Annotated in this window: 21 protein-coding genes; 6 read left to right on the forward strand and 15 right to left on the reverse strand. The window is 44.7% G+C overall.

Annotated elements, in window-relative coordinates; genetic code table 11:
* Positions 1 to 32: 32 nt before the first annotated feature.
* Positions 33 to 329 carry a post-transcriptional regulator ComN gene (comN, locus tag NSQ16_RS13975; RefSeq protein ID WP_003229735.1) on the reverse strand — a complete coding sequence of 99 codons (297 nt, stop codon included), beginning with the start codon at positions 327 to 329 and terminating at the stop codon, positions 33 to 35.
* A 115-nt stretch (positions 330 to 444) separates the two neighbouring features.
* Between comN and spoVB the strand changes: the two genes are divergently transcribed.
* Complete coding sequence (spoVB, locus tag NSQ16_RS13980) at positions 445 to 2,001, forward strand: stage V sporulation protein B (RefSeq protein WP_029318178.1); 1,557 nt, start codon at positions 445 to 447, stop codon at positions 1,999 to 2,001.
* Between the two features lie 3 nt (positions 2,002 to 2,004).
* Here the strand turns inward: spoVB and NSQ16_RS13985 are convergent, their stop codons facing one another.
* Positions 2,005 to 2,661 carry a DUF421 domain-containing protein gene (locus NSQ16_RS13985; RefSeq protein ID WP_160221714.1) on the reverse strand — a complete coding sequence of 219 codons (657 nt, stop codon included), beginning with the start codon at positions 2,659 to 2,661 and terminating at the stop codon, positions 2,005 to 2,007.
* 197 nt (positions 2,662 to 2,858) lie between these two features.
* On the opposite strand from NSQ16_RS13985, the gene NSQ16_RS13990 reads away from it, so the two are divergent.
* Positions 2,859 to 3,248, forward strand: a complete 390-nt coding sequence (locus tag NSQ16_RS13990; RefSeq protein WP_004398667.1) for a TIGR04086 family membrane protein — start codon at positions 2,859 to 2,861, stop codon at positions 3,246 to 3,248.
* A 56-nt stretch (positions 3,249 to 3,304) separates the two neighbouring features.
* Here NSQ16_RS13990 and yajC read toward each other — a convergent pair whose 3' ends face one another.
* The 9 genes from yajC to iolG form a co-directional block, all read right to left on the reverse strand.
* Complete coding sequence (gene yajC, locus NSQ16_RS13995; protein ID WP_004398708.1) at positions 3,305 to 3,571, reverse strand: preprotein translocase subunit YajC; 267 nt, start codon at positions 3,569 to 3,571, stop codon at positions 3,305 to 3,307.
* A 36-nt stretch (positions 3,572 to 3,607) separates the two neighbouring features.
* Positions 3,608 to 4,753, reverse strand: coding sequence for a tRNA guanosine(34) transglycosylase Tgt (gene tgt, locus NSQ16_RS14000; RefSeq protein ID WP_003229725.1), 1,146 nt, complete (start codon positions 4,751 to 4,753; stop codon positions 3,608 to 3,610).
* Between the two features lie 26 nt (positions 4,754 to 4,779).
* Positions 4,780 to 5,808, reverse strand: a complete 1,029-nt coding sequence (gene queA, locus NSQ16_RS14005; protein ID WP_003229723.1) for a tRNA preQ1(34) S-adenosylmethionine ribosyltransferase-isomerase QueA — start codon at positions 5,806 to 5,808, stop codon at positions 4,780 to 4,782.
* A 29-nt stretch (positions 5,809 to 5,837) separates the two neighbouring features.
* Complete coding sequence (locus tag NSQ16_RS14010; protein ID WP_003222669.1) at positions 5,838 to 6,038, reverse strand: DUF2905 domain-containing protein; 201 nt, start codon at positions 6,036 to 6,038, stop codon at positions 5,838 to 5,840.
* The gene (ruvB, locus tag NSQ16_RS14015) at positions 6,031 to 7,035 is read right to left on the reverse strand and encodes a Holliday junction branch migration DNA helicase RuvB (RefSeq protein ID WP_003229718.1); all 1,005 of its coding nucleotides are present in this window, start codon (positions 7,033 to 7,035) and stop codon (positions 6,031 to 6,033) included. Before ruvB ends, NSQ16_RS14010 begins: the two co-directional genes overlap by 8 nt.
* 10 nt (positions 7,036 to 7,045) lie before the next feature.
* Positions 7,046 to 7,651: a Holliday junction branch migration protein RuvA gene (gene ruvA, locus NSQ16_RS14020; protein WP_003229717.1), complete on the reverse strand. Its 606-nt coding sequence runs from the start codon at positions 7,649 to 7,651 to the stop codon at positions 7,046 to 7,048.
* Positions 7,652 to 7,789: 138 nt separating this feature from the next.
* On the reverse strand, positions 7,790 to 8,302 hold the full coding sequence (gene bofC, locus NSQ16_RS14025) for a sporulation cell-cell signaling protein BofC (protein ID WP_003229715.1): 513 nt from the start codon (positions 8,300 to 8,302) through the stop codon (positions 7,790 to 7,792).
* A 47-nt stretch (positions 8,303 to 8,349) separates the two neighbouring features.
* Complete coding sequence (locus NSQ16_RS14030) at positions 8,350 to 9,657, reverse strand: MFS transporter (protein WP_003246197.1); 1,308 nt, start codon at positions 9,655 to 9,657, stop codon at positions 8,350 to 8,352.
* A gap of 70 nt (positions 9,658 to 9,727) precedes the next feature.
* The gene (gene iolG / locus NSQ16_RS14035; protein WP_029318179.1) at positions 9,728 to 10,753 is read right to left on the reverse strand and encodes an inositol 2-dehydrogenase; all 1,026 of its coding nucleotides are present in this window, start codon (positions 10,751 to 10,753) and stop codon (positions 9,728 to 9,730) included.
* Between the two features lie 237 nt (positions 10,754 to 10,990).
* On the opposite strand from iolG, the gene NSQ16_RS14040 reads away from it, so the two are divergent.
* A complete protein-coding gene (locus tag NSQ16_RS14040; RefSeq protein WP_003246159.1) occupies positions 10,991 to 11,638 on the forward strand; it encodes a phosphotransferase in 648 nt (215 codons plus the stop codon).
* A gap of 45 nt (positions 11,639 to 11,683) precedes the next feature.
* Here NSQ16_RS14040 and NSQ16_RS14045 read toward each other — a convergent pair whose 3' ends face one another.
* Positions 11,684 to 11,806, reverse strand: a complete 123-nt coding sequence (locus NSQ16_RS14045; protein ID WP_003229707.1) for a hypothetical protein — start codon at positions 11,804 to 11,806, stop codon at positions 11,684 to 11,686.
* 162 nt (positions 11,807 to 11,968) lie between these two features.
* Here NSQ16_RS14045 and NSQ16_RS14050 point away from each other — a divergent pair, with 162 nt between their 5' ends.
* The 3 genes from NSQ16_RS14050 to NSQ16_RS14060 all read left to right on the forward strand — a co-directional run bounded on the left by NSQ16_RS14050 (position 11,969) and on the right by NSQ16_RS14060 (position 14,102).
* Positions 11,969 to 12,337: a DUF5412 family protein gene (locus NSQ16_RS14050; RefSeq protein ID WP_021480229.1), complete on the forward strand. Its 369-nt coding sequence runs from the start codon at positions 11,969 to 11,971 to the stop codon at positions 12,335 to 12,337.
* 6 nt (positions 12,338 to 12,343) lie between these two features.
* Positions 12,344 to 12,484, forward strand: a complete 141-nt coding sequence (locus tag NSQ16_RS14055; protein ID WP_029727127.1) for a hypothetical protein — start codon at positions 12,344 to 12,346, stop codon at positions 12,482 to 12,484.
* Positions 12,485 to 12,647: 163 nt separating this feature from the next.
* Positions 12,648 to 14,102: an alanine/glycine:cation symporter family protein gene (locus NSQ16_RS14060; RefSeq protein ID WP_339232230.1), complete on the forward strand. Its 1,455-nt coding sequence runs from the start codon at positions 12,648 to 12,650 to the stop codon at positions 14,100 to 14,102.
* Between the two features lie 40 nt (positions 14,103 to 14,142).
* Here the strand turns inward: NSQ16_RS14060 and NSQ16_RS14065 are convergent, their stop codons facing one another.
* The 3 genes from NSQ16_RS14065 to safA all read right to left on the reverse strand — a co-directional run bounded on the left by NSQ16_RS14065 (position 14,143) and on the right by safA (position 16,875).
* On the reverse strand, positions 14,143 to 14,865 hold the full coding sequence (locus NSQ16_RS14065; protein ID WP_088467675.1) for a YebC/PmpR family DNA-binding transcriptional regulator: 723 nt from the start codon (positions 14,863 to 14,865) through the stop codon (positions 14,143 to 14,145).
* Between the two features lie 102 nt (positions 14,866 to 14,967).
* Complete coding sequence (sgpA, locus tag NSQ16_RS14070) at positions 14,968 to 15,564, reverse strand: spore germination protein SgpA (protein WP_003245996.1); 597 nt, start codon at positions 15,562 to 15,564, stop codon at positions 14,968 to 14,970.
* 147 nt (positions 15,565 to 15,711) lie between these two features.
* Positions 15,712 to 16,875: a spore coat assembly protein SafA gene (gene safA / locus NSQ16_RS14075; RefSeq protein WP_003229695.1), complete on the reverse strand. Its 1,164-nt coding sequence runs from the start codon at positions 16,873 to 16,875 to the stop codon at positions 15,712 to 15,714.
* Between the last annotated feature and the right edge of the window lie 112 nt (positions 16,876 to 16,987).

Consider the following 16,987-nt stretch of genomic DNA (forward strand, 5'->3'; position numbering starts at 1 on the left):
TATCCTCCCTTAAACCTGTGCGAATCAACCTGCTATCTCAGCAGTTCTTCCAATGCTTCCTGGCCCTCTTCACTGCCCAGCCAATTAGACGTTTTAAATGACTCAACGGTTGCATAGTTCATAAATTCGCCAATTTTCACTGATAAAATATCACTCGCCAGTTCATAAATGTTCAGTTCCGTTTTCTTTTTCCACTTCTTATCTGTTAAGTATGACCACAAACTTTCGAGTTCAACATCATCATACCCGAGAATCTTAAACTCTTCCAGTTTGCTGTAAAGAAACGGCCTGACGTGGTCTTTATATAGATCGGCTGGATGCTTCTCCACGAATTCCACGCTCCTTTTTTATTGTTTTTCAAGAAGACTTGTCATGCTTGGACGATATATACGCATATCTTTATTGTATATGATTCCAGGTAGTTTGAGAAGGCAGGGGGTAAAAATGGCGAAACAGACGTTTTTAAAGGGCACTCTTATCCTTATCGCAGCAGGAATGGTTACAAGAATGCTCGGGTTTGTCAACCGGGTGGTTATCGCCCGTTTTATCGGTGAAGAAGGAGTCGGGCTTTACATGATGGCGGCGCCTACCTTCTTCTTGGCCACTACATTAACTCAATTCGGTCTGCCGGTCGCGATCAGCAAGCTAGTCGCTGAAGCCAGTGCGCGCGGAGATCATCAAAAAACGAAAAATATTTTAGTCATGTCTCTGACCATCACGGGAGTGCTCAGCCTCATCTTTACACCGCTGTTTCTGTTTTTCGCCCCGGTTATGGCTGAAACGATGCTGACAGATAAGCGAACACTGTATCCGCTCTTGGCCATTACGCCGGTTGTGCCGATTATTGCTATATCGAGTGTGCTGAGGGGATACTTTCAAGGAAAACAGAATATGAACCCGCTTGCTATGTCACAAGTCCTTGAACAGGTTGTCCGCATTTCACTCGTGGCTGTCTGCACAACGATTTTTCTCCCTTACGGAATTGAATATGCTGCAGCGGGGGCAATGCTATCCTCAGTGGCAGGGGAGCTGGCATCACTTCTTTATTTATTCGTTTGCTTTAAGTATAAAAAGACAATTAAAATCAGAAAGCATTTTTTCCAGTCAATTAAAAACGGAAAACAAACCTTTACCCAATTAATGAGCGTGTCCCTTCCAACAACCGGGAGCCGCTTTATCGGAAACCTCTCTTGGTTTTTCGAGCCAATCGTCGTCGCTCAAAGCCTTGCCATCGCCGGTGTGGCAACAGTTGCCGCAACAAAGCAATACGGGGAACTGACCGGCTTTGCCATGACGTTGCTGACTCTGCCTAGCTTTATTACATATTCTTTGTCGACCGCGCTTGTTCCTGCGATCAGTGAAGGAATGGAGCAGAAAAAATTGCAGGTGGTGGAATACCGCTTGGAACAGGCGATGCGTCTCTGTCTGCTCAGCGGAGGCATTTCAGTTGTTATTTTATTTGTTTTTGCGGATGAGCTGATGAGAGTGATGTACGGTTCCTCAGGCGCAGCTGTATTTATAAAAGTGATGGCCCCGTTTTTTCTGCTTTATTATTTCCAAGGCCCGCTTCAAGCTGTGCTGCAGGCGCTTAATTTGGCAGGAGCTGCGATGATGAACAGCTTAATCGGAGCGCTTGTCAAAACAGGCCTTATTTTTGTCCTTGCCACAAGGCCTTCTCTTGGCATTATGGGCGCGGCATTAGCCATTGTGACAGGCATGGTGCTCGTCACGCTATTGCACGCAGCAACCGTAAGCAAAGTGCTGCCGATCAGCATCAAAATCAAGGAGTACGCGCTCAGCTTCGCTGTTATTGTAATTTGCGGATTCATCAGCTCCGCCATCAAACAATATATAAGCTTTGGAGCATCTGAGGCTGTCAATCTAGCCGGATGGATTGCGGCGAGCGCCGCCATTTATATGATCCTCCTGCTCGTTTTCCGTTTAATTAAAAAAGATGAGCTTCGCCGCATTCCCATTATCGGACGTCTGATCATCCGATAATAGTCACGTGCGGTACCCATCTTTTTCGTCAATAAATAATTCTCCGTCTGTAAACGAGCAAAATGAAATATCTGAAGGGTTTGTGTATCCGTGTTTTTGCAAACTTTCAAGCAGCCATTTTCTATCTTTACTGATTCTGGACAGGTTTTCTGTTTGAATGAAGCCGTCTATAATGAGCGGCATTTCGAGCTGCCGATGCTCTCCGCTGTTTTCTTTCTTAACAATAGTCAGTTTGCCCGACGGCTCTAAAATAGCAAATGATACGTCAGCTACTCTGTCGATGCTATTTTCTCTGAGCTGAACCATTAAATCATCAAAATTATAACGCTGTGATTTCATGGCTTCTTCGTCAATTTTTCCATATTTGATAATTATGGTCGGCTTACCGTCAAGAAGCTGGCGGACTTTTCGGTTTTTTAAAGAAAAGTATGCCAAAGTCACTTGAATGATCATTAATACAAGCATTGGCAAAATGGTATGAAATAGATGATCGTCTACGTTTTCTATGGCTAAAACGGCAATTTCAGCCATCATGATAAAGACAACGAGATCTAAAATACTAAGCTCTCCGATCTCCCGTTTGCCCATGAAACGAAAAATGACCAATATCACAAAATACAATACGACTGTGCGAAACGCAATAGTGAGAAGCTCTTCCATTATGCACCTCCAACTCATTATAGGTTGCAACAAAATGATCAATTTATGTAAGAAAAACCGATTGCATTTCACAAAGCTTTTACGTCTAATTCATGGGATAAGGGAATACATTTTTACAAAGACGAGCCATCAGCATGTCTGACGGTTTTGAACAAAAAGAACAGAAGCCTTTTAATACAGGCAGAGAGGAGACAATCATGGAGGAAACGAAACAAGTTGGAAAAGGCATTCTTTACGGCTTAATCGCCATATTTTCAGCCATGCTCCTGACAAGTTTAGCGGTTTCACTTTTATTGACCGCAACCTCGCTGGAAGAATCATCATTTAACTGGCTGATCACCGCTATCTCATTTCTCTCTTTATTTATCGGCGGGTTCATTTCAGGCGGGAAAGGCAAGGAAAGAGGCTGGATGATTGGCGCATTGACCGCCTTAAGTTTTTCTCTGATTATCTTATTGTTTCAGTATTTAGGATTCGGAAAGACATTTACAGCAGAACAGCTGATCTTCCATCTGGGATTTTTAGGGGTGTGCATGCTGGGCGGGATTTTCGGCGTGAACATGAGGGGAAACAGGTCTTCCACATAAAAAAGAGCGGGCTCACTTGCCCGCTCTTTTTTGTTTGCTATGTATAGCTCCTGCTGTTATTCAGCAGCAGAAACTTCTCTGATCGCGCGGCGGTCGAACGTAAGACGTGTGTTATCACCAGTCTTAATTACGACTTTGCTTTCGTCGATAGAGTCAACAGTACCGTGCAATCCCCCGATTGTCACTACTGAATCGCCTTTTTTCAGTTCCTCTTGCATTTGGCGTACAGCCTTTTGCTGCTTTTGCTGAGGACGAATCAGCAAGAAGTAAAGGACCGCAAACATTAAAATAATAGGAACCAATGTACCTAAAGTGCCAGTCATCATTTTCACCCCTTTCTGTAAGCCTGTTATGTTTATTTAGAAGCTTTTCGCATTTGGCTTGTTATAGCCGTAACGCTCAAAGAACTCTTCTCTGAAATCACCCAGACGATCCTCGCGAATAGCCTGTCTTACCTGCTCCATTAAGTGTAACAGAAAATGAAGGTTATGGTAAGTTGTTAATCGAAGGCCGAATGTTTCATTGCAGCGAATCAAGTGCCTAATGTACGCGCGAGTGTAGTTTTTACATGTATAGCAATCACACTCTTCATCAATCGGACGGAAGTCTCTTTCAAATTTCGCATTTTTCATATTGAGTCGTCCTTCAGCAGTAAACACTGTGCCGTTTCTTGCAATCCGTGTAGGCAGCACACAGTCAAACATATCGACCCCGCGGATCGCTCCGTCGATCAGTGCGTCCGGAGAACCTACTCCCATCAGATATCTCGGTTTATCCTTCGGCAAGAGCGGTGTTGTGAATTCGAGTACACGGTTCATGACATCCTTCGGTTCACCTACAGACAATCCGCCTATAGCATATCCCGGAAAATCAAGCGAAATCAAGTCCTTCGCACTTTGTGTCCGCAGATCTTCATATTCTCCGCCTTGTACAATACCAAACAGCCCTTGTTCATCCTGACGATTGTGGGCATTCAGGCAGCGTTCCGCCCAGCGGCTTGTCCGTTCAACTGACCTCTTCATGTAGTCGTACTCCGCCGGGTATGGCGGGCATTCGTCAAACGCCATCATAATATCAGAGCCGAGTGCGTTTTGGATCTCCATCGCTTTTTCCGGAGATAAAAACAGCTTGTCTCCATTTAGATGATTGCGGAAATGGACACCCTCTTCCTCTATATTACGAAACTTGCTTAAAGAAAAGACCTGAAAACCGCCTGAATCTGTTAAAATTGCGCGGTCCCAGTTCATAAATTTATGGAGCCCGCCCGCTTCTTTGACAATGTCTTGGCCCGGACGAAGCCATAGATGATAAGTGTTGCTCAAAATGATGCCTGCATCCATTGCTTTCAGCTCTTCAGGCGACATTGTTTTGACTGTCGCCAGTGTGCCGACCGGCATAAAAACCGGCGTTTCGAAGGAGCCGTGAGGCGTATGCACTTTGCCCAGCCGCGCTCCTGTTTGTTTGCATTCTTTTATAAATTCATAGCGTATTGGTTGTTCAGCCACTTTTGATGAGGCCTCCTGTTCTCAAATTATATAATCAGCATCGCGTCTCCGAAGCTGAAGAAACGGTATTCCTCTTCCACTGCATGGTTATAGGCACGCAGAATGTTTTCTCTTCCAGCAAGCGCGCTGACCAGCATAATCAATGACGATTTCGGCAAATGGAAGTTTGTAATCATTCCGTCAATGGCTTTAAATTCATAGCCCGGATAAATAAAAATAGATGTCCAGCCGCTTGATGCTTTAAATTGCCCGTCATGTTCCCCGGCAATCGTCTCAAGCGTGCGTGTCGAGGTCGTGCCGACAGAAATGATCCGACCGCCATTTTCTCTTACTTTGTTTAAGGCTGCAGCCGTTTCTTCTGACATTTGATAAAACTCTGCATGCATATTATGCTCTTCCACTTCATCGGCACTCACAGGGCGAAACGTTCCAAGGCCTACGTGCAGTGTGATGAACTCAATTTGCACGCCTTTGTCTTTCAGCTGCTGTAAGATTTCTTCCGTGAAGTGAAGGCCAGCTGTAGGCGCAGCAGCAGAGCCGATTTCTTTTGAATACACTGTCTGGTAGCGCTCTTTGTCATCAAGCTGTTCTTTGATATATGGAGGGAGCGGCATCTCTCCAAGGGATTCAAGCACCTCGTAGAAAATACCGTCATATTGAAATTCCATCTTTCTGCCGCCGTGCTCAAGCTCTTCCGTGCAGATTGCCTTCAATCTTCCGTCTCCAAATGTGACAACAGTTCCTTTTTTCACCCGTTTCGCCGGTTTGGCAAGTGTTTCCCATTTATCACCGGTTTCCTGTTTCAACAAAAGAAGTTCCACTTTCGCGCCGGTATCCTCTTTTGTGCCGAATAACCGCGCAGGCAGTACCCGGGTATTGTTCAGGACTAGACAATCGCCTTCGTTAAAGAAGCTGATAATGTGTTTAAACGAGCTGTCAGTAAGCTCTCCTGTATGTTTATCGAGCACCATCAGCCTTGAAGCATCACGCTGCTCCAACGGTACTTGTGCAATTAAACGTTCTGGTAGTTCAAAATCAAATAAATCGACTTTCATGATGATTTCACCTTTATTCTAGTCTTTTGTTATTTCATTCTGCCAAAAAGATTAAGCAAAATTGATAATACCACACTTATAATAATACAAGTGACAACCGGGAAGAAAAACGTGACATTTCCTTTTTTTACAAAAATATCTCCCGGCATCTTGCCGACAAAATGCAAAACAGCTCCGATAATAAGCAAAACAGCACCAAGAATCATGATGATCTTAGGAAATTCAGTCATATCGGGGAGCCTCCATTTGGAAATGATGATAAACGGCCGGTGTCACGATCCTTCCACGCGGCGTTCTTTGTATAAATCCAATTTGCAGCAGATATGGTTCATATACGTCTTCAATCGTATGCGATTCCTCGCCGATGGTAGCTGAAATCGTATCAAGGCCTACTGGGCCGCCGTTGAATTTTTCGATCATGCCCATCAGCAGCTTATGATCAATATGATCCAAACCGAGGCGGTCAACCTGAAGCCGCTCCAGCGCATTCTGAGAAATGTCTTCCGTAATCCTGCTGTCACCCAGCACTTGGGCGAAATCGCGCACCCTTCTCAGCAGGCGGTTCGCCACGCGGGGCGTCCCTCTCGATCTTCTTGCAATTTCAAGAGCCGACGGTTTATCAATCTCAACCTCGAATACATCAGCGGTTCTTGTGACAATATCCGCCAGTTCTTCTTGTGTATAGTACTCAAGGCGAGACATTACGCCGAATCTGTCTCTTAAAGGAGCCGTCAAAAGCCCCACCCTCGTCGTGGCTCCCACCAGCGTAAAAGGCGGAAGGTCGAGGCGAACCGAGCGGGCAGATGGGCCTTTGCCAATCACAATGTCCAGGCAAAAGTCTTCCATTGCAGGATAAAGCACCTCTTCGATCGATCTGTGCAGCCTATGTATTTCATCAATAAATAATACATCTCCCGGTTCCAGCGCCGTTAATATAGCAGCCAAATCACCAGGCCTTTCAATCGCAGGCCCTGATGTCGTCCGCAATTCCACTCCCATTTCATTAGCAACAATCGAAGCAAGCGTTGTTTTTCCGAGTCCGGGCGGCCCGTACAGAAGAACATGATCCAGCGTCTCCTGTCTCATTTTCGCCGCATCTATAAACACGCGCAAATTTTCTTTTACCTTATGCTGCCCGATATACTGTGCCAGATTTTGCGGCCTCAGGCTTTGCTCTATCACTGATTCATGGTTGTCTGCTTCACTTGAGACGAGCCGTTCATCCATGAACATCACCTTACTTTAATAGTTTTTGTAATGCTTTTTTCACATATTGGTCTGTTGTCAGCCCAATTTCTTCTTTAAGGTGAGGAAGCACCTTTTTGATTTCTTTTTCAGCATATCCGAGAACCCTGAGGGCTTCAAGTGCTTCTTCAAGAGCCGTTTCCGCTGTTTGCTTTTCAAGCCTTTCTTCATGATTAAACAGATTTTCAATCATTTCAGGCACAACATCTGCCAGCTTTCCTTTTAAATCTAGAATAATCTGGCGTGCGGTTTTCTTTCCTACTCCAGGAAACTTGACCAAAAAAGCTTCATCTTCATTTTCAATTGCTTGGATGACCGCTCCGGGATCACCCGAGCCCAAGATGGCAAGTGCTCCTTTCGGGCCAATTCCGGTCACGTTTAACAGCTTTGTAAAGAGCGCCTTCTCCTCTCTTGTTGAAAAACCGTAAAGCGAAAAAGCATCCTCTCTGATATGATGGTATGTAAAAATCGTTTCCTGGCTTCTCTCCTTATATATAAACGGATTCGGCGTGAAAATCTGATAGCCGATGCCGCCGTTCTCTATGACAATATATTGGGGAGATACATAATCAATCGTCCCTTTAACAAATTCAATCACGCAAATTCACCTCTTTGACTGTTCTTCATTGTACCATAAAAACAGCCAAAGTCTTATAGAAAAGTTAACATATGTTCGCTTCTCTCTCATTCTTTCACGAAAAAAAAGACATGAATACATGTCTTCAATCAGCGGACGTTACCCGCTGTATGTCTTCATATGTTCGATGACATCCTCAAACTCCGCTTTTGTCCGAAATGGAATGCCTTTCAGCAGATTTTTTTGCATATGGCTTTCCAGCCTTTCTAAATCAATTTGAAAAAAAGACTGAATTGGTTCGGAAGCTGGCTCAGGCCGCCCATGAAAAGTAGAAATCACTCCATTATCCGATACACCGATATACCCGTTGACCTTGCTGAGCGGAGAAATATCGTCCATTTGCTTCCGGAAGAGCACATATCCCTTTTTTTGTTCCACAAGCGTCCATCCGGCATAAGCTGCCCAAAAATCATCCATAGAAAACACTTTTTCATGCTTATGCTCAATGCTGACATCGCCGTCCAAATACACCTTTTCAAGCTGCACATGCACCTGCAGCGGCTCATAGTGCTCCACTTCCGCGCCAAGTGCGCGGGAAGGAGCTCCTATTAAAAATACTGCCGCTGAGCAAAGAATGCCCAGCAAAAGATACGCCGTGCTGAATCGTTTCACCCTCTACACCTCTTTGCACACGTTTATGATTAGTTTGACCAAAGAGGCTACTGCTTAACCGTTTTATCAAAATTTGTCTGCACATTTTCCCTGACAAACCGTTCCTCCGTATACACATCTGTGCTTTGCTCAGAAATTGTCAAGAATCGCGTCAGAAAGGCACTGAAAAAATACAATGCCGCAAAGATCCAAATCACGCCGCCTGCACCGAGCGGCCCAATGAAAAGACTCACGATGCCCGGCGCGATAAACGCACATAAACCAGATCCCAAATTCAACACTGACATGGCAGCACCTTTATTATCAGGTGCAAGCGTCGGCAAAAGCGCGCTTAATGGAACGTACCCTGCTAAAGCCGCGCCGTAGCAGCAGGCGATAATCATGAGCACCCAATACTGATGCCCGATCAGCTGAGGCGTGTAATACAGCGCCAGCGTAAAAATACCGCATCCGACACCGCCAAACCACATGACCGTATTGCGCCAGCCAAGTTTATCTCCGACTGCACCGAAAATGATATTAAACACAATATTCACAAAAAACAGCGTCCCCCATATTTGCAGCCATTCCGAAACCGAATACCCGTATCGTGCTAAATAAGTAGGAAGAAAGATGGCAAATCCAAATTGTCCTATCGCATTAATCGTCTTGACCACTCCGCCGATGCCTACCTTAGGGTTTTCAAACATAATCGTAAATGCCTTCGACAGTTCTTTCCATTTCGGCTGATCTTGTTTTTGTATCGGAGTAAATTTATCTTTGTTAAAAAATAAGGCAAGAATTCCGCCTGCCGCCACAAACAGTAAAGCGCTCCAAAGCGTATTGATTTCTCCAAAGGCCGGAACTGCATAGCTGGAATAGAACGGGCCCAGCACGTTAAGGCCGCACGTAAACATAAACCAAAACCAGCCGACGGCTTTGCCGAGAATATTTTGAGAGGTGCTGTATGACACCCATACGAGAAAAGAGTATGCAAACAGCGGATATCCCAAGCCTCTAAGAGCATAGCTGCCCAAGAGAGCCGGATAATACATATGAGGAATCGCCCAGCCGATAAAAGCGGCCGAACCGAGGATAAATGCAAGCAATCCGACAGTCATCGTTTTTCTCGGCCCCCAAGTTTGGACAAACGTTCCTGAAAGCCAAGCTGAGATGGTGACAGCAATGCCGTACATGGTAAATAACGATGCGGATTGCTGCATACTGAGACCATGATCAACGAGAAAAGGAGACAGCCAGCCTTGTTCGAGGCCGTCTCCAACCATAAAGATGACAACGCCAATATAACCCCAAACCATGTGAGAAGGAATTCCGATTTTGTTCAAAACATTTCCTTTAGCATGTACTGTATTCATTTTCTCCACCGCCTACTTAAAGTATCAATGGAGTATATACCCAAGCTTGCTGAATTGTAATCCTGTTAGATTAAAAAGCGATTTTTTCAGTGTGCTCAATGCTGACAGGCATGCCAAAAGCAAGCGATTGCTGTGCTGCTCTGGCGATCCTTCCGGCCTGTAAACCGTCATTGCCGGTGCAGGGAGTCTCCTGGTTTGTGCCGATCGCTTCTGCAAAACGGAGAATCTCCTCCTCATATGAATCCTTATAGCGTTCAAGGAAAAAGAAATGCGGTTTATCCTTCATCACAAAATCAGCTGTTGACACCTCAACCGTTGTCGGCCTGCTATTGTCAGCCGCTGCAGAGCCTTTCGTCCCGAAAACCTCAACCCGCTGGTCATATCCGTACACAGCTTGGCGGCTGTTATCAATCACAGCCATGGCACCGTTTTCAAAAGTCAGTGTAATAACAGCTGTATCAATATCACCCAGTTCCGCAAAAGAAGGATTCACCAAAGCCGCCCCTTTGGCATACACTTCCGTCACTTCGCTCCCCAAAATATATCTGGCCATATCAAAATCATGGATCGACATATCCATAAACAACCCGCCTGACGTACGGACATAATCTATATTCGGGGGTTCTGGGTCCCGAGAAGTGATTTTTAATAAATGAGGCGTACCGATTTCACCATTTTCAACAATCGTTTTGATTTTCTTAAAATGAGGATCAAAGCGGCGGTTAAATCCGACTTGAAGTGTTACCCCGTGTTTCCGGACAGCCGCAAGCGCTTCACTCGTTTCGTCCAGAGAGAAACTAACGGGCTTCTCACAAAATATATGCTTTTTCGCCTCGGCTGCTTCTTTGATCATCTGTGCATGTACGGCTGTAGGAGAGCAAATAAAAATAGCATCAATATCAGGATCATGTAATAAATCACGATAATCAGAGGTTATGTATTCAATCTGATGACTGTCGGCCCAGCTTTTTATACGGCTTGCCTGAATGTCAGAGACTGCTTTTATTTTCATGTGAGGAATCCGGCTTATATTTTGAACATGAAGTTTGCCGATGCGGCCTGCACCGATAATCCCTGTCACAATCTGTTTTGTCATGGCTTCTTCCCCCTTGATCATTCACGAAAGCGCTTTATTTAAAATTAATACTATCCCATTTGTAAGCGCTTTTCAAGAATGGAAATTAAACGTTCTATGTCTCTTTTATCACAATTCATGCTTATAAGTAGCCTTCTTCTTCAAGACCAGATACACTAGAATTAGGCTCTTTTTCCTGAACAGTTTATGATTTTCCTATAAACAGCTGCATAAAATAGAGCAAAGAAGGTGAATGAAATGCTGACAAAAGCAGAGGCACTGGCCCATACCGTCATATACCGCAAGAACAGCAGATTTGATAAAGTCAAAGAGAAATCCGAGGAATTAACACTAATCGGCAAGGGAAGAAGCGCCTATGTGTTTGCCTTAACAGAAGGCGGTCGAAAAATGGCGCTGAAAGTATTTTTTCCGGAATATCAAGCGACAGCAGTCAAAGAAGCAGCGATCTATGAAAAATTAGCCGGGTCCGCATTCTATCCTGACATTTACGAAACTGGCGATTCATTTATTCTCATGGAATATATTAAAGGTGAAACCTTTTATAACTGTCTGAAGAAAGGCATTGCAATCAGTGATGACATGATTCAGCAGGTTGAAGAAGCGCTTTCTGACGCCCGGGCAGCCGGACTGAACCCGTCAGATATTCATTTGCGGAATCTGATATTGACAGAAACCGGGGCGGTGCGGGTGATTGATGTTGCGAGATTTGAGCAGACAAAAACATGCACGCAGTGGGACGACTTAAAATCCGCATATCATGCACTCTACAAAAAACCGATATTCCCCAAAAAGATTCCGGGTTTTTGGCTGGAGATCATCGCATTTTTATATAAGAAAGATTGGTTTCAAAAGCATTTCGCACAGCGGAAAAGAAAATATTCTTAAATCAAAAAGGCAGCCGCACAAGCGGCTGCCTTTATCATGTATTTTTTACTTTCTGACGGCAGAAATCAGTTTCATTTGTTCAGGCGACAGCTTAATTCGATAGCCTCTCACAGTTAAGTAGACCGCTTCTGGGTCCTTCTCGCCGGAATGACAATACGTTTTTTCCATTTCTGTCTCCCCTCACCCTTTATTGGCTTTATTTCATCTTATCATTGCTTTATTAAGGTAATTTTAAAGAAATGTAAAGATCATATGAATCCGATATATAGTAATATGAGAGAAAAAAAGGGAGAGAGTCACATTAAGACACGCAGCAACATCCCGCTTATTATGTTTGCCCTGCTGGTCTTCTTCGGCGGCGCCATCTATTGGATGTTATTTTCACTAAAAAACGTTCCGAAAGGCAATCTCGTCCAATCGGTTGAATCGCCGGACGGCAGCTATACGTTAAACACTTATGTATCCGAAAACACCCTGAGCTTAGATGCAGCCAGAGGTGAACTTGTAAATGAAAAAACACTTGTCAAGAGAACAATCTACTGGAATTACCCGGACAGCCGCCCAGCAGTGACGTGGGTCAATCACAATACAGTGAAAATCGGCAATCAGACTTTACATCTTGATACTGATGAAACATATGATTGGCGAAAAGATGATCATTGGATCCGTGAAGAACCGCCGCAGGCGTCAGTGAGGTGATGAAACATGAATAAGATGAACGGAACAAATGATGACAAGCATTTCAATCATTTTGTGATTGCTTTATCCTTTATATACGGTTTGACTGAACTAGGCTATTTGTTGCTGAAGGATTTTATAACAATTGCCATAAGTTTGCCTCTGTAGAAAAACGCAGCGTAGTCGATACGCCGCGTTTTTTCTTTTTCCCTTCCTCTTCTTATTGATAATTACAGGTCATATAATGTGACAAATCGATTGTAGAAATAGTTCGATTAGACCAAAATCCTTTTTATACATGTATTCGAATTTGAAGTGAGGGGGAAGCTTGATGGCAGATTTTGTTGCTAGTTTGAATGCGGTCTTATGGAGTACGCCCGTCATTTATATTTTATTGGGAATTGGATTCGCCTTTTCAATTATGACCCGTTTTTTACAAGTCCGACATTTAAAAGAAATGATTGTTCAGATGTTCAAAGGCAAGAGCTCTGAAGCCGGCGTTTCATCTTTCCAAGCGTTATCGATTGCGCTGTCCGGCCGTGTGGGCACTGGAAACATCGCGGGAGTGGCGACAGCAATTGCATTCGGCGGACCCGGTGCAGTGTTCTGGATGTGGGCAATTGCCTTTATCGGGGCGGCGAGTGCCTTTGTAGAATCAACGCTTGCTCAAATTTACAAAGTAAAACAAGACGGTCAATATCGGGGCGGCCCTGCTTATTATATAGAAAAAGGCTTAGGCATTAAGTGGTTTGCCGTCTTATTTGCCGCTGCTGCCCTTATTGCAATGGCCTTTCTAATGCCGGGCGTACAGTCCAACTCCATTGCGGCTGGGATCCAAAATGCATTCGGCATCTCTCCTTTCGTCACAGGGTGTGGTCTGGTTTTATTATTAGGGTTCATTATTTTTGGCGGCGTCAAACGAATTGCCAATGCGGCGCAAATGATTGTTCCATTTATGGCCATTGGATATATCCTGCTGTCTTTGATTATTATTGTCATGAATGTGTCTGAATTGCCTGCTGTGCTCTCATTAATATTCAAAAGCGCCTTTGCATTGGATTCCGCTTTTGGCGGCTTGATCGGCATGGCGATTTCCTGGGGCGTTAAACGTGGCATTTATTCAAACGAAGCCGGCCAGGGAACAGGCCCGCATCCGGCAGCTGCTGCAGAGGTTTCTCATCCGGTCAAGCAGGGACTGGTTCAGGCATTTTCTGTTTATATTGACACCTTGTTTGTATGTTCCGCTACAGCTTTCATGATCTTGTTTACCGGCATGTACAATACCACGGCTGCAGATGGTTCCTTTATCGTTCACCAGCTTAAAGGCGTAGAAGCAGGACCTGGTTTCACACAAGCGGCAATTGACAGTGTTCTGCCCGGATTCGGTGCAGGCTTTGTTGCCATCGCTTTATTCTTCTTCGCTTTTACAACAATTATGGCGTATTACTACATCGCAGAAACAAATATCGCCTATTTAGCACGAGGCAGAGAAAGCAAATGGGCGATGCTTGGCTTAAAACTGATTATTTTAGCCGCCACGTTCTATGGTACTGTGAAAACAGCTTCACTTGCTTGGGCATTAGGGGATGCAGGGCTTGGCATTATGGTATGGCTGAACGTCATTGCCATTGTGCTGCTTGCCAAGCCGGCGCTCCTTGCTTTAAAGGATTATGAGCGCCAAAAGAAGCAGGGCTTAGACCCGATCTTTGATCCAAAAGCGCTGGGTATCAAAAACGCTGATTTCTGGGAGAAAGAATACACTCATGAAAGTGAACGTGTCTCCTGAACATACTAAAACCGGCCCGATATGACCTCGTGCCGGTTTTTTATGAACGATAGTTTGTATACACTTCTTGAACATCATCGTCATCTTCAAGGACGTCTATTAATGTTTCCAGCTTCTCAACAGCCTGATCATCGGCTTCTGCATAGGTATTGGGAAGCATGGTCACCTCCGCCGAAGAAATTGGATATTTCGATTCGAGGGCTGTTTTCACCTCTTCAAAATGCTCAGGCTCTGTGAAAACCTCATATAGGTCTTCTTCAATTCGCAGCTCTTCTCCTCCTGCTTCAAGCACATCAAGCATGAGCTCATCTTCTTCTATTTGCCGTTCAGTACGGTCTATCGTAATGAACCCCTTTCGTTCAAATAAAAAGGCTACACATCCGCTTTCTCCCAGACTTCCGCCATTTTTATTAAAGGCTGTCCGCACATTTGACGCCGTTCGGTTTTTATTATCTGTTACGCATTCAACCATGACGGCAATCCCTGAAGGGCCGTAGCCTTCATAGGTGATTTCTTCATAGCTGCTTCCGTCTTGGCCTCCCGCAGCTTTTTTAATGGCCCGATCTATATTTTCATTCGGCATATTGGCGCCTTTTGCTTTTTCGATGACAAGACGCAATGCTGAATTTGCTTCTGGATCCGCTCCGCCTTCTTTCGCTGCCACATAGATTTCTTTTGCCAGCTTCATAAATATTTTCCCGCGCTTTGCATCCTGTGCATTTTTTCTTTTTTGAATGTTTTTCCACTTGGAATGGCCTGCCATGTTTTCACCTTCTTTTACATTTTCTATGTACACTTTAATGGGAAATGTTCGCTGATGCAAAGAAAAAGGCTGCCGAATATCACTTCCGGCAGCCCTTCCTTCCTAGCGGTTGTTCATTTTATGAAGTTTTCTGAACAGCCCTTTATCTGTTGATACTTGGACGTCACGGCCATTTGCATAGTTGCGCGCTGCTTTTACAACATTATCTCTGTCAGACTTTGTGAACTCTCTGTGGCTTTTGACTGCGATAACTACTCGGTCATCCGATACCATAACTTGTGTGTCATTGACGTTTTTCACTTGTTTCACACGGTTGGCAATTTTTGCAGCCAGTCTTCTGTTTTCTTGGTTGTCATACCCGTTGTTCGCTGCATTCCGATTCATGTTTCGGTTATTCGTGTTGTTATATGTTCCGTCAGTTGCCAAAGGAACACGATCGTCAGCAGTAACACGGTCACGGTTATTTACATTCGTGGTGTTTCGGTTACCGTCGTTCTGATCCTCCATTAATTCAGAAACAGGACCATCGTGGTCGATTCCGTCTCCCTGTCTATCGGCGTCATTTTCATTTGTATAATATCCGATTGGACGGGTATTGCCGTTATTGCGCGTATCATTCATAGCATTATCGTTTGCTCCGCATGCTGTTAAGCCGGCTGTCATTAGAATCAGGCTAGCGATCGTCATTTTTTTACCCAATGGAAAAACCCCCCGTGGACGAATTGAGCATGTTTGCTCGCTTTTATCATGTGCGTATGGGGGGCATGTTAAGCGTGTCAGTTCTCTCCATTTGGCAGTGATCTGCTTGAAAACAAAAAAAGGAACGATTTACATCGTTCCGAACGATCACTCATTTTCTTCTTCCGGACGGCCAAACATTTGGTTTACAGAAGGCTGGTTCGTCATTGGCATAGAAACTCCTGCCGAATATGGGTTTGGATTTGGGTTAGCTGTGCCATATGGCATATTAGGGCTTCCATAAGCTCCCATTCCCGAATGGCCAGGTGCAGAGAAATATGGCTGATGATCACCGTCACAGCCGCAGTCGTCATGATCTTTGTATGGCATGTAACCATGAGCCGCAGCAGGCTGGTATGCTCCCATTACTTGGGGAGTGCCGTAATAAGGGCCATACGGCATATGTCCATACGGAGATCCATAAGCCGGAGATGCGTATTGCGGCGCACCGTATGAACCGTAATGTCCGTGATGGCTGTTTTCATGATGCTGGTTTTCATAACCCGGGTCATACTGAGGCGATACAAAGCCTGGCTGGTATCCATGCATCGGATGCATTGGATAAGCTTGTGCCGGATAGTACGGATAGCATAATCCTGATCCTGGAAGAATTGGCGAAACAGGCACCGGACACGGTACGAAATGAGCCGGATAATGATAATAAGGCTGAACAGCCGGCATCGGCATATTCGGAACTGTGTGATGAACGTTTTCCTCTTCTATACCGCCTACCTCTGGCGCCTTTGGCATATTAGGCATATTCGGATAATTTGCATTTTCCATATTACTCATAGCCTCCTGTTGTGGAAATTGGTCTTGCATATGATACATATGATCCATATTTCCGTCATGATGTTTTTTCGGCTCCTCCGGTTTAGGAGGCGACCAAGGCTGGAAAAGCTGTTTCATATCATAATAATCGTTCACATCAGCTTCAGGGTACACATTTTCCTGCAAATTAGGCATCGGCGGGACATACGGCATGGACTTCTTTTCTTTCGGCTTTGTGTCTTCTACATCGACAACGGATTTAGGCTTCTCTTTCGCATATGGATGTTCTTGCTTCACACTCCCGGCCGCAGGACTTTTGCCCGCTTTTGGCTCTTTTCTGACCGGGACTCCTTCTGACGGCACTTTTATTTTCATTCCAGGCATGATTAAGTCTGGATTGCTAAGCTGTGTATTGAGTTTTTTCACTTCCTCAACATCGACTCCGTACTTTTCAGCTATTTTCCAGAGCGAATCGCCTTTTTGAACGATATGGATTTTCAACGTTTTCCCCTCCTATGCAAAACGTGAACAGTTCAGCTGTGATTACAATATGTTTCTTCACAACATATGCCTGAACAAAAGAAGTTATGAGTAAAGGAAGGGAAAATATTTC

Source organism: Bacillus sp. PS108, assembly GCF_037963335.1.
Lineage (GTDB): Bacteria > Bacillota > Bacilli > Bacillales > Bacillaceae > Bacillus > Bacillus subtilis.

What these genes read in the sequence shown, in the direction of transcription:
- queA (WP_003229723.1), bottom strand. Translation starts at nt 5,808, where the DNA reads ATGAAAGTCGATTTATTTGATTTTGAACTACCAGAACGTTTAATTGCA.
- NSQ16_RS14040 (WP_003246159.1), top strand. Translation starts at nt 10,991, where the DNA reads ATGCTGACAAAAGCAGAGGCACTGGCCCATACCGTCATATACCGCAAG.
- NSQ16_RS14050 (WP_021480229.1), top strand. Translation starts at nt 11,969, where the DNA reads ATGTTTGCCCTGCTGGTCTTCTTCGGCGGCGCCATCTATTGGATGTTA.
- NSQ16_RS14045 (WP_003229707.1), bottom strand. Translation starts at nt 11,806, where the DNA reads ATGGAAAAAACGTATTGTCATTCCGGCGAGAAGGACCCAGAAGCGGTC.
- NSQ16_RS13990 (WP_004398667.1), top strand. Translation starts at nt 2,859, where the DNA reads ATGGAGGAAACGAAACAAGTTGGAAAAGGCATTCTTTACGGCTTAATC.
- NSQ16_RS14010 (WP_003222669.1), bottom strand. Translation starts at nt 6,038, where the DNA reads ATGACTGAATTTCCTAAGATCATCATGATTCTTGGTGCTGTTTTGCTT.
- NSQ16_RS13985 (WP_160221714.1), bottom strand. Translation starts at nt 2,661, where the DNA reads ATGGAAGAGCTTCTCACTATTGCGTTTCGCACAGTCGTATTGTATTTT.
- NSQ16_RS14030 (WP_003246197.1), bottom strand. Translation starts at nt 9,657, where the DNA reads ATGAATACAGTACATGCTAAAGGAAATGTTTTGAACAAAATCGGAATT.
- spoVB (WP_029318178.1), top strand. Translation starts at nt 445, where the DNA reads ATGGCGAAACAGACGTTTTTAAAGGGCACTCTTATCCTTATCGCAGCA.
- NSQ16_RS14065 (WP_088467675.1), bottom strand. Translation starts at nt 14,865, where the DNA reads ATGGCAGGCCATTCCAAGTGGAAAAACATTCAAAAAAGAAAAAATGCA.
- NSQ16_RS14055 (WP_029727127.1), top strand. Translation starts at nt 12,344, where the DNA reads ATGAATAAGATGAACGGAACAAATGATGACAAGCATTTCAATCATTTT.
- ruvB (WP_003229718.1), bottom strand. Translation starts at nt 7,035, where the DNA reads ATGGATGAACGGCTCGTCTCAAGTGAAGCAGACAACCATGAATCAGTG.
- iolG (WP_029318179.1), bottom strand. Translation starts at nt 10,753, where the DNA reads ATGACAAAACAGATTGTGACAGGGATTATCGGTGCAGGCCGCATCGGC.
- NSQ16_RS14060 (WP_339232230.1), top strand. Translation starts at nt 12,648, where the DNA reads ATGGCAGATTTTGTTGCTAGTTTGAATGCGGTCTTATGGAGTACGCCC.
- yajC (WP_004398708.1), bottom strand. Translation starts at nt 3,571, where the DNA reads ATGACTGGCACTTTAGGTACATTGGTTCCTATTATTTTAATGTTTGCG.